Origin of the sequence: Binatus soli (SeqCode) (genome assembly GCF_050015535.1) — a bacterium.
GTDB lineage: Bacteria > Desulfobacterota > Binatia > Binatales > Binataceae > Binatus > Binatus soli.
The window spans coordinates 30,575-44,694 of record NZ_JBEKBF010000005.1; the positions used below are offsets into that span (position 1 = coordinate 30,575).

7 protein-coding genes are annotated in these 14,120 nt (G+C 62.2%); 4 read left to right on the forward strand and 3 right to left on the reverse strand.

The window, feature by feature from the left end; all coding sequences use genetic code 11:
* Window positions 1-305 precede the first annotated feature (305 nt).
* The 3 genes from ABR989_RS04915 to ABR989_RS04925 all read left to right on the forward strand — a co-directional run bounded on the left by ABR989_RS04915 (window position 306) and on the right by ABR989_RS04925 (window position 3,298).
* Window positions 306-1,724, forward strand: coding sequence for a 3-oxoacyl-[acyl-carrier-protein] synthase III C-terminal domain-containing protein (locus ABR989_RS04915; protein ID WP_428126117.1), 1,419 nt, complete (start codon window positions 306-308; stop codon window positions 1,722-1,724).
* Between the two features lie 17 nt (window positions 1,725-1,741).
* The gene (locus ABR989_RS04920) at window positions 1,742-2,926 is read left to right on the forward strand and encodes an acetyl-CoA acetyltransferase (RefSeq protein ID WP_428126118.1); all 1,185 of its coding nucleotides are present in this window, start codon (window positions 1,742-1,744) and stop codon (window positions 2,924-2,926) included.
* A 231-nt stretch (window positions 2,927-3,157) separates the two neighbouring features.
* Complete coding sequence (locus ABR989_RS04925) at window positions 3,158-3,298, forward strand: hypothetical protein (protein WP_428126119.1); 141 nt, start codon at window positions 3,158-3,160, stop codon at window positions 3,296-3,298.
* A 78-nt stretch (window positions 3,299-3,376) separates the two neighbouring features.
* Here the strand turns inward: ABR989_RS04925 and ABR989_RS04930 are convergent, their stop codons facing one another.
* Window positions 3,377-5,362 carry a patatin-like phospholipase family protein gene (locus tag ABR989_RS04930; RefSeq protein ID WP_428126120.1) on the reverse strand — a complete coding sequence of 662 codons (1,986 nt, stop codon included), beginning with the start codon at window positions 5,360-5,362 and terminating at the stop codon, window positions 3,377-3,379.
* A 432-nt stretch (window positions 5,363-5,794) separates the two neighbouring features.
* On the opposite strand from ABR989_RS04930, the gene ABR989_RS04935 reads away from it, so the two are divergent.
* On the forward strand, window positions 5,795-9,097 hold the full coding sequence (locus ABR989_RS04935; protein WP_428126121.1) for an AAA family ATPase: 3,303 nt from the start codon (window positions 5,795-5,797) through the stop codon (window positions 9,095-9,097).
* Between the two features lie 50 nt (window positions 9,098-9,147).
* Here the strand turns inward: ABR989_RS04935 and ABR989_RS04940 are convergent, their stop codons facing one another.
* The gene (locus ABR989_RS04940) at window positions 9,148-12,801 is read right to left on the reverse strand and encodes an efflux RND transporter permease subunit (RefSeq protein ID WP_428126122.1); all 3,654 of its coding nucleotides are present in this window, start codon (window positions 12,799-12,801) and stop codon (window positions 9,148-9,150) included.
* On the reverse strand, window positions 12,801-13,928 hold the full coding sequence (locus ABR989_RS04945; protein WP_428126123.1) for an efflux RND transporter periplasmic adaptor subunit: 1,128 nt from the start codon (window positions 13,926-13,928) through the stop codon (window positions 12,801-12,803). Before ABR989_RS04945 ends, ABR989_RS04940 begins: the two co-directional genes overlap by 1 nt.
* Between the last annotated feature and the right edge of the window lie 192 nt (window positions 13,929-14,120).

Here is a 14,120-nt window from a genome sequence, read left to right on the forward strand (position 1 = left end):
TACAGTCTTGATTATTTGCGATTCGCAAAATATTTGCCGCGAGTCGCGAAACCTCCGCCATTTGCATAGAGGCCGTCGCTCAAGTCGGCTCATCGATGCGAAGCAGCCGAGCGACTGCATGCAGCGCGATCACGTCGTCAAGATTGCAGCTATTGTTACGAACGCGTTACGGACGCGGCGGCATCGCGATGGCTCCCACGGCGTACACGACGGCCCGAAGTCGAGCAACGTGTAGGTGTGGGTCATTAGCCGTCCGACGCGCGAGCGCCAGTTTGGGTTGACCGCGTGGCCGGACTCGGCCTTTAATGCCCGTCATGGTTGGAATTGTTTCTTACGGTTCGTACGTTCCGTACCGACGCCTCAAGCGCTCCGCGATCGGCGCCGTCCTCGGCACGCCCGCCGGCAAGGGCGAGCGCGCAATAGCGAGCTTCGACGAAGACAGCGTATCGATGGCGGTCGAGGCGGTTCGCGACGCCCTCAAAGCCGCGCCGCCCGGCGACGTGCAGGCGCTCATCTTCGCAACCACGACGCCGCCCTACGCGGAAAAACTCAGCGCCGCGGTGATCGGCGCAGCCGCGATGCTCCCGGCGGAAATTCGCGCATCGGATATGACCGGCTCGGTCCGCGCCGGATTGTCTGCTCTGCTGCAAGGCGCCGATGCGATTGGCGGCGGCGCCAAGCGCGCGCTCGTCGCGATCGGTGATTGCCGACTGGCAGCGCCCGAGGGCAAGGCCGAGCAGACGAGCGGCGACGGCGCGGTCGCTTTCGTGCTCGGTTCGGAGGGCGTGATCGCCGAAATCGAGGCGAGCGCCTCGCTGACGCGCGAGTTCCTGGACAGCTGGCGCGCGCAGGGCGAGCGTTTTTCGCATTCATGGGAAGAGCGCTTCACGCTGACGCAGGCGCATTCTCCGCTGCTCGGTACGGTGATCAAGAACGTGCTGGAGAAGGCGAAAGTCGCGCCGGGCGATCTGTCGAAGGTAATCCTCGACGCGCCCAACGCCCGCGCGGCCGACGAAATCGCGCGTGCGCTCAAGATCGATCCCGCCAAATTATCAGATTCATTTGCCTTGACGGTCGGACAAACCGGCGCCGCGCACGCGGGCCTGATGCTCGCGGCCGCGCTGCCGTCCGCCAAGCCGGGAGACAGGATACTCGTCGCGACGGTGGCCGACGGCGCCGATGCGATTTTGCTCCGCGTCACGCCGGCCAACGCCGGCTTCAAACCGGTGCGTTCTGTCGGCCGCATGATCGAGTCCAAGGGCGACGTGTCTTACGCCAGCTATCTCAAGTGGCGCGAGATTCTGCCCACCGAACCGCCGCGACGTCCGGATCCCGACCGGCCCGCGGGACCGCCGATGATGCGCTCGGAGAAATGGAAGTTCGGTTTTGTCGGTTCGCGATGCACCAACTGCGGGACTCCACAGCTTCCGCCGCAGCTGGTCTGCGTGAAATGCCATCAGCGCGGCAAGATGGAACCCTATGGATTCGCCGACCGCACCGCAAAAATCGCCACCTACGCAATCGATCGCCTCGCCTATTCTCTCAATCCGCCGACTGTCAACGTCGTGATCGACTTCGCCGGCGGCGGCCGCTTCGTGTGCGAGATGACCGACTGCGAACCCGACAAGGTCGCGATCGGCGACGAAATCGAAATGACGTTTCGCCGGCTCTTTACTGCCGCCGGCGTCAATAACTATTTCTGGAAAGCGCGCCCCAGGCGTTAAGGCCGAGGAGAACATCAATGGCAAGCAAAGGAATCAAGGACCGCGTCGCGATCGTCGGGATGGGATGCACCAAGTTCGGTGAGCTTTGGGACAAGGGGACGGACGACCTCCTTGTGGATGCCGCGTACCAGGCCTTTGAATCGGCGGGCATCGAGCCCAACGACGTTGACGCGTACTGGCTCGGCACCATGGCGTCGGGAATCTCGGGCCTGACGCTCTCCGAGCCGCTCAAGATTCAGTACAAGCCGGTCACTCGCGTCGAAAATATGTGCGCGACGGGATCGGAGGCGCTTCGGCAGGCGTGCTACGCGGTCGCGTCGGGCGCGTTCGACGTCGCGATGGCGATCGGCGTCGAGAAGCTCAAGGACTCGGGCTACTCGGGATTGGTGATCAACAATCCGCCCAACGACGGCACCGAGGGCAGCATGACAGCGCCCGCGTCGTTCTCGCTGCTGGCGCCGGCGTACTTCAAGAAGTACGGACTCGACCCCGACAAGGGCAAGGACGTGCTGACGCGGATCGCATGGAAGAATCACAAGAACGGCGCGAAAAATCCCAAGGCGCAGTTCCAGAAGGAAGTGTCGCTCGAGACAATCAAGAACTCGCCCAAGATTGCCGACCCGCTCGGAATCATGGATTGCTCGGGCGTGTCCGACGGCTCCGCGGCGGCGATCGTCGTCCGCGCCGAGGACGCGCACAAGTACTGCAAGAATCCCATCTACATAAAGGCGTTGTCGTTCATCGCGGGGCCGGCGGAAGGACCGCTGTCGCAGGACTACGATTTCACGACCTTCAGCGAGGTCGTCGCCAGCGCCAAAGACGCGTACGCCCAGGCCGGCATCACCAATCCTCGCGAACAAATCAGCATGGCCGAGGTCCACGATTGCTTCACGCCCACCGAACTCGTGCTTTACGAGGATTTTGGCTTCAGCCCGCGCGGGACCGCATGGCAGGACGTGATGGACGGGTTTTTCGATCTCGAAGGCAAGCTGCCGGTCAATCCGGACGGCGGTCTCAAGTCGTTCGGCCATCCGATTGGCGCGTCGGGCCTGCGCATGATGTACGAGATGTGGCTGCAGATACGCGGTGAGGCGGGACCGCGTCAGATCAAGAATCCGAAACTTGGACTGACGCACAATTTAGGCGGCGCGCCGGGCCGATGCGTCAGCTTCGTGTCGGTGGTCGGCAGCCAGGTCGGATAGTCGGAGCGCGTCTCTTTCCTTGATCGATAAAAACGGCCGGCATCGTCGAATGCCGGCCGTTTTCTTTGCGCGACTACGATGCAGAACGCCGCTCCATTACTCAAACGAATAGCCACCGGCGTAGTCATTTTAATATGTGTTCTATACGCCGGCGAATTTATTTCAGTTAAGTATAGAATTCCCGCGAGTCGAGAGCCTTTCGGAACCGTGCAGATCAATAAGTATTACGCGGTGCCTCAGAAGAACGGCAAGACCGAGTTCGAACCGGGCGAGCCGGAGACGCAGACCTGTGTCAACACGATATTTCCGCACCTGGGTTACAGTCCGTGCTGGTACGTCAAACGGCATAGAAACCAGCAGATAAATCTCTGACGCCGCGCCCCAGGCAACTCCCCTGCCAATCAAACCGGCCTCATCCTTAACTCGGAGGCGCCCAGGTTAGTGCGCCATTTAGCTTAAGCAGATTCGATCACAGGCATCGCGTCCGGGCCATCGGGAACATCCGTTCACCCGAAGCCGGTTCGCCCCGACCGCCACGCTCATCGCGGCGTGCGCCGCGTCCACCGTGACCTGAGCGGCTTCCCCGTCGGCGGGGCAGATTACCTGCAGGGGCTTTTTGAAGTCCGCGAAGGCAGTGATTGAGGCGGTGATCGAGGCTTTACGCACGCCGGTAAGCGAGCGTTCCAAGGCCTCCATGGTCTGGCGGTATCCTTCCTCGATAATACGCGAGTAAACCTTCCATTCGAGCATGCCGACTTCCGGCAGGCGCGGGTTGATGATCAGGTCCGCGTGGGTGCGCTGATGTCTGAGCAGCGCGTCGCTGCTTACAGTGCCGGCCCGCATTAGCAAACTAATGATATTGGGTGCGCCGCCGCGCTGTGCGCGCAGTAAGCGCCAGAGCGTCTGCTCTTCGAGATCGTCGAAGTGCGATTTGAGCGGGTGATCCTGTCCCACATCGACACCGACCACCAGCCCGCGATGCATCGTGCTCATCACGTCCACCGGCAGGTTGTTGAGCACTGCTCCGTCGGCCAGGAAATGACCATCCGCGGTGACCACCGGTGTTAGGACACCCGGCAAGGACGCGCTTGCGCGCAGCGCCCGCCATAGTGGTCCGAAACGATGAGTCACCTCGAGCCCGGTGGTCAGGTTCGTCGAGGTACAGTAGAACGAGTGCCAGCACTCCTCGATCAGAGCATCGCCGAATAGCTCGCGCAGGCTGCGTGAGAGCTTGCGTCCCCGGATCAAGGCGAACAGCGGAAGCGTATAATCGTTGAGCGGATTGGTGTCGACCAAAGCGCGGCGCAGATGAGCGATCATCTGAGGCTCGTCCCATTCCAGCGCCGCCGCGGCTGCGATGATTGCGCCCATACTGGTGCCACCAAAAAGATCGAGCGGAATGCCGGCAGCGCGAAACGCGCGTAGCACCCCAATATGGGCGAAGCCGCGCGCGCCGCCGCCGGAAAATACGATCCCCATCGAGCGGCCGGAAACCAGGCGAGCCAGCCGCGCGAAGTCATCCGCGTTGCCTTCGCGCACGTGGATAGGGAACCCCGCTCTCAAGCACTGGAGCATCTGTTCAACCTGGAACACGGCCCGCCCTTGTGAAGCGTGCACGACTACCAGATCAACCATTTCGGGGCTGATTCGGCGGGGCACCAGCCCGGCGATTTGCAACTCGGTAGGCGGACTGCAAACCGCATCGGCGACCAGGATGACGCGGTCAGCTTGACGCATGCATAAACTCGTCCATTGTGAAGCCGCCGGGTCGGCTTGATACAGGAGCAGATCGTGCGCTTCCTCGACGGAAGTAAACCACTCGCTGCCGCGATCCGACGAACTGCCGTCGGCCACGAACGCTCGAACTCCCAGGCCCTTGAACGCGGCTGCCAACTGGCGCGTGAAGTCGCCCGCCAGAGGACCGGGCCCGAGCGGAACGAGAGCAAGCGTGCGCGCGAGGGGCAGCGATCGCCGGCCATGCGAGGTCTCGCGCAAACGCTTGACCAGCAGCCGAGTCACGAAGCTGAGGATACGCGGATGACGGTCGACGAGGCGTTCGAAGGCGTCCCTTTTCAGGCCGACCAGTTCCGCGTCGCGCAAGGCCGCGACAGTAGCGGCGCGAGGGTCGCCTGAAAGCAGCGCCATTTCACCTACCGTCTCGCCGGGAGTAATCTGCGCTACCGTCATCACATCGCCGTGCGCGTCGGTAGCCAGCACGCTCAGCCGTCCCGACAGGACGATGTACAGAGCGTCGCCCAACTCGCCCTCGACAAAAAGAACCGAGCCTGCCGGGAGGCCGATCCAGAGCATTTCCGCCGCGAGCGCATCGATCTCGTGCTCGTCGAGATCCTCGAACAGTTCAAGCGCGGCTATCCTCTCGCGCAGAGAGCCTGTGGCCGCTCCCAACTGCTGTGTGTCGTTGAGTTGCGAGCTCATGAGATTCGATCAGTGGTCGCCCCCCCCGTGTTCAGAAAGCGGTCATCCCAGCACGATGCCTCAACTCGGGTCGTCAGGCTTCGTCAAGAAGACCGTCAGCAACGCACAGGCGCACAGAAGCGCCATTTGTCCAAAACCGGCCATAAAAGCTTGCGGGGCGGCCTGTGCGGTCAGCGCCTCATACAACCGACCGTAACGCTCGGTCAGAGTAATTGTCAAATGTTGCGGATCGGCTGGACATGATCAGGCGGCTTACCTCGGTTCGTTGTCGGTTGACTGAGTAGCGGGTTTCGCCCCATCAGCGCGAACCCCGAGGAACTCGTTGTCCGGCCCAATATTCTGACGTGTCGCGGGGAACGGCGGCTCAAACTCGGCCAGACCGAACCGGCCGAGGTTGACTTTCGCGCGAGGGCTGGGGAGAGTCCGCGTGACATGGCGCAGACCGAAACCGTCACCGTCGTATTCACCGATCTGGTAGGCTCGACCGATCTGGCGGCACGGATCGGGCCCGACGCCTACGAAGCGCTTCGGCACTCACATTTCGAGGCGTTGCGCGCCGCCGTTGCAAAACACAACGGCGTCGTAATCAAAACTACTGGCGACGGCCTGATGGTCTATTTCGCAAGCGCCGCCGATGCGGTTGCAGGCGCGGTCGCAATGCAGCAGGCCACCGACGCACGCGCCCGCCGCGAACACGCACAACCCAAAATTCGCGTGGGCATGTCGCTCGGCGAAGCAACGCGCGAGGAAAACGACCTGTTCGGCCAGGTGGTCGTGGAAGCTGCGCGCTTGTGCGCCAAGGCGCTGGGCGGACAGATTCTAGCCTCCGAGGTGGTCCGCATACTCGCGCGAGGGCGTGGGCACAAGTTCACGCCGATCGGCGAACTCGAACTCAAAGGGCTCTCGGAGCCGCTGCCCACCTGCGAGGTTGCGTGGGAGCCGCTGGACGCTTCGGGTGCGATTCCGTTGCCGCCCAAGGTTGCGACCGCGCCCGCGCTGGGACTGTTCGGGCGCGCATCGGAGCAGGCGATAATCGCGCGATGCTGGGAGGCGGCCAAACAGGGGCAACGTCAGTTGCTCCTGTTTGGCGGCGAGCCGGGTATCGGCAAGACCCGGCTGGCGATCGAAGCCGCGCGGGCGGCGCATGCCGAAGGCGCGGCGGTGATGTTCGGCGCGTGCGACGAGGACATCACGATTCCCTACCGCCCGTTCGTCGAAGCGTTGCGCCATTACGTGGCGTACGCACCTGACGAAGTGCTGGCTGCGCACGCGAAGGAGCATCACGGCGAGTTGACTCGCCTAGTGCCCGAGCTGGCTCATCGCGTTGCCGATCTTCCCGAGCCCCAGAGCGCCGAGGCCGAGACCGAGCGCTACCTGATGTTCGAGGCGGCAACCGGGATGCTGGCGGCGGCCTCGCAGCCGAACCCGGTCCTTCTCATCCTGGACGATGTGCAATGGGCGGGCGCGCCGGACTTGCTGCTGCTCAAGCATATCGTGCGCTCAACGATTCCGATGCGCGTGCTGATCGTCGCCACTTATCGCGATGCCGAGCTGTCGCGGACCCATCCACTGACCACGCTGCTGGCCGACCTGCGGCGCGAGACGGGTATCGAGCGGATCGCGCTGCGGGGGCTGGATGACGAGGGGGTGGTGGCGTTGATCAGCGCGGCCGCCGGCCACGAGCTCGACACGGCGGGAATCGCGCTGGCGCATGCGATTCATCGCGAGACCGAGGGCAGCCCGTTCTTCGTCGGGGAGATCCTGCGCAACCTCATCGAGTCGGGCGCGATGTTCCGCGAGGGCGAGCGCTGGACCTATCGGGGCCATCTGGCGAGCCTGGGGATTCCACAGGGCGTGAAGGAAGCGATTGGGAGGCGGCTGTCGCGACTGTCGGAGCAGACCAACAAGGTGCTGAGCCTGGCGTCGGTGATCGGGCGCGGTTTCGACCTGGCGCTGCTGGCGAAGATCGCAGAACTGAGCGAGGACGCCATCCTGGATGCGATCGACGAAGCCAAGGCCGCCGTGCTGGTGACGGAAACGTCGGGAGAGACGGACCACTACGCATTCACGCATGCGCTGATCCGCACCACGCTGTACGATGAGTTGAGCGCCTCGCGCCGCGCACGACTGCATCGCCGGATCGGCGAAGCGCTCGAAGCGTTGGCAGGCGCCGGACCCGATGAGCGCATCGATGAGCTGGCGTATCACTGGCTGTCCGCGACCAGGGTCAGTGACCTGGCCAAGGCTATCGGCTATGCGCGGCGGGCGGCGGAAAAGGCGCTGGCCGGTCTCGCCTTCGAGGAGGCAGCGAAGTACTACGAGCAGGCGCTTTCGGTGCTGGAGCCGCGCGACCGCGACGGCGAACTGCTGCGATGCGATCTTTTGATCGCACTCAGCGACGCGCAACGCCGCGCGGGGAGTGGCAGTTATCGCGAGCCGCTGGCCAAGGCAGCCAAGTCCGCGCGCGAGCTGGGCGACGCAACGCGGCTCGCGCTCGCGGCGCTCGGCAACGCCCGGCTTGGGGAAGTTACAGCCAGTGCCAGCGCGGTCGACAACGCGCTGATCGCGCTTTACGAAGAGGCGATCGAGGCGCTTGGCCGCGATGACAGCGAGCTGCGAGCGCGCCTGCTGGCAGGCCTGGCGGTGGAGTTGCTTTTCATGCCGTTGCGGGACCGGCGGCAGCGGCTTTCGCGCGAAGCGGTCGAGATGGCTAGGCGACTCGGCGACAAGGCGGTGCTTTCCCATGCTCTCGCGGCGCGCACACTCGCCATCAATGACCCACTGACGCTAAGCGAGCGACTCATGCTGACGGCTGAACTGGAAACCCTCGCGAGCGGTTTCGGAAAAGTCGAGGAGCGCTGGGTTGCCGCGTACCATCGGGCCGGGGCGTTGCTCGAATCGGGTGATTTGGAAGCTGGAGAGCGAATGATCGCCCGGATTGGCGAACTTGCCACACAGTCGCACCTACCGTGGTTCGCGTATGGGGCGAGCTACGACCGAGCCATGCTGTCAATCATGCGCGGGGCACCCGATGCCGAGCAGCAGGCGTTCGCGTCGTTCGAGGTTGGCACCGCGGCCGGGCAGCCCGACGCAAGCCTGACGTTCGGCGTAGAACTCGCCCAGATTCGCTTTGATCAGGGCCGATGCAGAGAACTCACTGATGCGCTTCGTGCTACCGTCGAGGCGAATCCGCATATTCCGGGCTTTAGGGCGGTCTTGGCGCAATCTTACTGCGAGACCGACCAACTCGATGAGGCGCGCAAGGTATTGGAGCCCCTCGCCGCGACCGGCTTCACGATCCAACTGGACTGGACCTCGGCTGCCACGATGCTATTCCTCGCGTCTGCATCCGCGAATGTTCACGATCGGAATGCCGCGGCGCTTTTGTACCCGCTCCTGAAACCGGTTGCAGGTCAGGTCGGAGTAGTCGCTAGCAACGTCCTTTGTTTAGGATCGTTCTCGTACCCCTGCGGTCTCCTTGCCACCTGCCTGGAGCTCTGGGAGGAGGCCGAGGATTACTTCGAGCAGGCGCTCGCGATGAACGCGAAGATCGGCGCGCGGCCGTATCACGTCCGCACCCGGCGCGGTTATGCGAGCATGCTCCTCGATCGCAATCGGCCCGGCGATTGCGCCCGCGCCGCCGAGCTGATCGCCGCCGCGATGCCCGAAGCTGAGCAACTCGGCATGGCTCGCGAAATCGTCGTCCTCAACCGCCTGCGTCAACGCCTGAACTGAGCTCGCCACATAAATGGTAGCGTCGCGAAGTTGCTCGGGGGATTTATCGGCTATTCGTGTTTCGCCGCCGTCGATGGGCCCCAACTTAAGATACCCAGATCGGCAACGAAGATGGCGTAGAAAGATTTCACCAACACCAACTCGATTACAGTTGCGAGACTCAGTCCGCCGATTTGTGCGAAGCACAGCGGCCGCCACAACGGTCCGCCGTGAAGAGCCAGCGGCAGCAACGCCAGCACGGTTGCGCCCACCGTCACCATCACGGGGCGCAGCCGCTCAATCCCAGCATCGAGCAGTCCCTGAATGAGTTCCTCGCCGAGTTCCTGCCGTTCTTCGATGAACTCGAACAAGACGATTACGTGACTCACGATCACGCCGACCAGGCTTGCAATGCCCAGGAACGCCATGAAGTCGAATGGCGTCCCCGTCAGCCACAGCGCGGCGACCGCGCCGACGGCGCCATACGGTACGGCGGTGAACACCAGCCATGGTTTGACCAGATTGTTGAACTGCAAGACCAGCGCGATGAAGATCATCACCACCGATACTCCCAGCACAACCGCCAATTCGCCGAAGCCTTCTTCCTGCTTGGATTGTTCGCCGCCGATGACGATGCGATAGCCCGGAGGAAGCGCGGCGCGAAGCGCTTCGATTCTCGGTATGGCCTGCTTCATGACTTCCGACGCCAGCAGGCCCGGCGCTGGAAAGGCAGTTACGGTCATCGTTCGGAAATGGTCGCGGCGGACGATTCGTTCCTGGCTCATCTGGAAAGTCATCGGCGCCAGTGAATTGAGCGGCACGCGGCCGGTTCCGATCGTGGAATAGACGTAGAGGTTGGCTACATCCGCCAGCTGCGCGCGCTCTTCCTGCCGGAGGCGAGCGACGATGGGTATGTGCGAATCGCCGTCAAGAAGAGTTCCCACCTCCCATCCGCTGAGCCCGCCCGCGGCGGAGCGGGCTATATCTGAGTTGGTGACACCGGCAAGATTGGCACGGTCGGCGTTGATCGGCAGTTGCACGATGGGGCTCTGCTCCATCCAGTCAGTGCGAATGCGTTGAGCTCCGGGAGTTGAGCGGAGTACTTCCTCGATCCGGCCGGCGGTGCTGCGCAGCGTACTGATATCCGACTCTTCCTGCGCGGGATCAGCGTCGGCTTGGCCGAAGACGTGAACCTCGATTGGATAGAGTACCGGGTTGGTCTGTAACTGCCGCACGTCGAGATAGGCGCCCGGCACTGAATCCGACAGCGCGGTCTGCAGCGGACCGGCGAGTTTAGGCATATCGTTTTTGTCATGGACTTCGAGAATCAGTTGCGCGTAGTTGCTCTGCTGAGTTTCGGAAGCCGCCGAGAACCAGAAGCGCGGACCGCCGCCGCCTACGAAGCTGGTAATCGATTTCAGGATATCGCGCGGTTTGCCGTCGCGGCCCGGATGCTCGCGGCCGTAATCAGCGGCCACGCGACGCACGACCCGCTCGGCCTCCATCGCCGCCATGTTGCTATCTGAAATGGCAGCTCCATTCGGGAGCCATACATCTATATAGGAGAGATACTGTACGTCCTCGGGGAAGAAGGCACTGCGCAGTTGTGCGCCCATCAAGACACCGCAGGCGAGAAACAGCAAAGAACACGCGACGAATACCTTGCGATGTTCGAGCGCATAGTGGCCAAGCTTATAATAGAGACCCGTGATTCCGTGCGTGCGGCGATACTCAATTGGCGGAAGCGGTTCACCAGGGCGCATGAGGTAGTAGCCGAGTTGAGGTATGAAAGTCATCGACACGATTCGCGACGCCACCAGCGCGCAGGTCATAACAACCGGCAGGCTATAAAGGAACCTTCCCGTGTCGCCGGTCAGCATTAGAAACGGCAGATAGGCGACTATGTTGGTAATTGTCGCAAACAGGATCGCACGTTCCAGCTTGGTCGGACCGAGCCACGCGGCAATCGCGGCCGGCCGTCCCATACCGAGTTCATGTTTGATCGCGTCGCCCGCGACGACCGGATCATCGACGAGCAAACCCAGCGCAATGATGAGCGTTGCGATCGACACTTGTTGCAGGTCGATCCCGAGTATGTCCATCGCGCCAAACGTCATCGCGAGCGTGATCGGAATCGCAAGCGCGATCAGCAGCGCCGATCGCCACTCCCAAAAGCCGATCCACGCGACCATGACGACCAGCACTATCGCTTCGTACAGTGCGTCCATGAGCAGGTCGAGGTTCTCACGCACCTGACGCGGCTGATCGGAGGTTCGGGCGATAATCAGGTCTTCGGGGAGCCGGTTTCTCAGTCCATCGAGCGCCTGATCGACGGCGTTGCCGAACCCGCCGATTTGTTCGCCCGAGCGCATAAAAATCGCCAGCGTAATTGCGCGGTTGCGATTCCATCGCCCGTTTGCAGTGCGCGAGGTATAAAAGTTGAGCAGCTGCGGCGGGTTCTGATAGCCGCGCAAGACTTCAGCCAGATCGCGCAGGTAGAGTGGCGTGCCGGACCGGGACATCTGGACGATAACGTCGCCAATTTCGGATTCGTTCTTGAACTCACCGCTCGGATGCACGGTCACATCGGTGCCTCCCGCATCGATCATCCCGCCAGCCCGGGTGATGTTTCGCTCCGCGAGTATCACCCCGAGCCTGGAGGGTTGAATGCCATACGACGCAAATCGGCGTTGCGAGTAAGCCAGTTGCACCCATTCGGGCAGGACGCCCGAGCGCGAAACCTTCCCCACGTCGGGCAGGGCCTGGAGGGCGCGCTGTATGAGATCCGTGTAATGCTCGAGCTGACGATATGAGTATTTGTCTCCCGCCGCCGCATCCAACACCGACTCCGTATCCGCGGGATTGCGGATCAGTACGGGCGGCCAGGCATCGGGATGAATCGCCGGGAACACTGAGGTGCCGACGTGATCGGAGATGAATTTGCGCGTGATCTGCAGAAGATCGACGCTCGGAACGACCTCGGCGTCCAGTCCGGCGAATCCATTGCCGTCCAGGGAACGAATGTCGCGGGCGAAGTTTTGAGTTCCGAGATATAGCTCGAGTACGTCGCGCGCACGCACAACATTGTCGGCACCCATCGCCTCCGGGAACAATGTCACAAGCGAAACGCGCGATGTTTTTGCGTCCGCGCGAGCCGACTCACGGGCTTTCTCGATTGCCGACCGAATTGCGCGCGCACGCAACGCGAGTTCCACATCACCGATCTTGGGGCTTGCGACCGTGAGCATCAGCGCGGCGGTGTCGCCAAAACCGCTCTGAAACTGGATGGGCCCTGCTCCGCTCGGGAGATCGTTGATGCTGTTGAGCTTCAGATTTATATCGCTGAATTGCTTCTCGGAGTCGGTGACTTTCTCGCTTAGCTGAACATAAATGAACGCTACGCCGTCGAGTGTGACGGACCGAATGCCGTAATTGGTGCTGGCGCCGGCAGGATGGATGTACGAATTCTCGGCGATCTTCTTCTCGATTTTCCGCGTCACCAACTCCTCTATGGTCTCCGCCCGGACTCCGGGCCACGGGCAAATGGCGACCGCCTCGCGAATCGGGATGTCGGGGTCTTTGCGCTTGGGCATCCGCGAATAGCCAAGGATGCCCCACGCCATCACGCCAATCAGCAAAACCCATGAGATGGCGCGGTTCTCGACGAAGAAGCGCGCCGTGTTGTGCGTGGTGGCGATTATTTCGGAGTCGCTGCGATGTGCCATCAGGGAATGATCCTGACTTCGGCGCCGTCAGTTACCATCGTCGCGCCACGAATGATTACCCGGTCTCCAATCTGTACGCCCGAGGAGACCGTGATATCGTTGCCCACGATTTCGCCGAGATGAACCTTGCGCAGATGCGCCAGCGTCCTGGCGCCCTGCTCCTCGACGACATAGACAGCGAAATCATGGCGATCGTCAGGTGGACGGACGATCGCATTGAGAGGCAGTCTTGCGTCGGTGACGACCGGCGCAGACGCACCGATGATGCTGAGCGAAGCCACACTGCCCGTACGTATCCTGGCATCTTGGTTGGGGACGGTGATTTCTACATCGAAAACCCGCGTGGTCGGATCGGCATTCGGCGCGATGCGGGTTATCTTGCCATTCAACTGAACTCCGGGGATCGCTTCGGCGGCAAGTGTTTGCGACTGGCCCTCTTTGAGCTTGGCCACTTGAATGTCGGAGACGCCGAAGACCGCTTTCATTTCACTGGTATCGGCGACCTGGAAGGCCACCGTGTCCGGTTCCGCGAGGGAGCCGACTTCTATGCTGCGCCCGAGTATCACGCCGTCCATCGGCGAGTAGAGTTTGCAGTACCCGAGATTGATTTGCGCTTGCTTCAACGCCGCTTGCGACTGTGCGACCTCCGATTGCGCCGACTGGTACTGCTGCCGCGCCGCGTCGTACGTTGCTGGCGCGAGGATGTGCTCATCGAGCAATTGCGTATCACGATCGAAGTCACGCTTGGCCTTATCATTGGCCGCCTGCGCTCCTGTCAGAGCGGAGGCAGCTTGATTTACCTGAGCCTGATAGATTTCCGGCTTTACGGTCGCGAGCAGCTCGTGCTCTTTTACCGTGTCACCTCCCTGAAGGTCGCGCGCGCGGCCGTCGGCTCCCGACAGCTGCGCGATGGAATCTATATAGCCGCTGACCTGAAACTTGACCGGCACCTGCCGATCGGGCTGGAAGCTCGCGGTGTACGCCCCGGAATTGGATTCTTGCGCCGCACGAACCGTTAGGACGGTAACAGCTATCCGAGGCTGCTCCGGGTTACTATGGTTGCCGCATCCGACCGCGCCGACCATCGCACCGCCGATTAGCAATGCCAGCGACGTTCCAAGTCTCACGCTCGTACGCCCTCCCATCACGGGTTTCTCGTCGCACCGAGTCCAGAACGGCTATGTATGACGCGCAGAGTGTGCCAGAGAATTCGCACTCCACATCGGACAGCGAAAGTCGGTGAGACTTCCTTTCTCACAGATGCAGCGCTCTTGCGGCCGGCAAAAAAGCTGCGACACAGTAACCATATCGATGCGAAG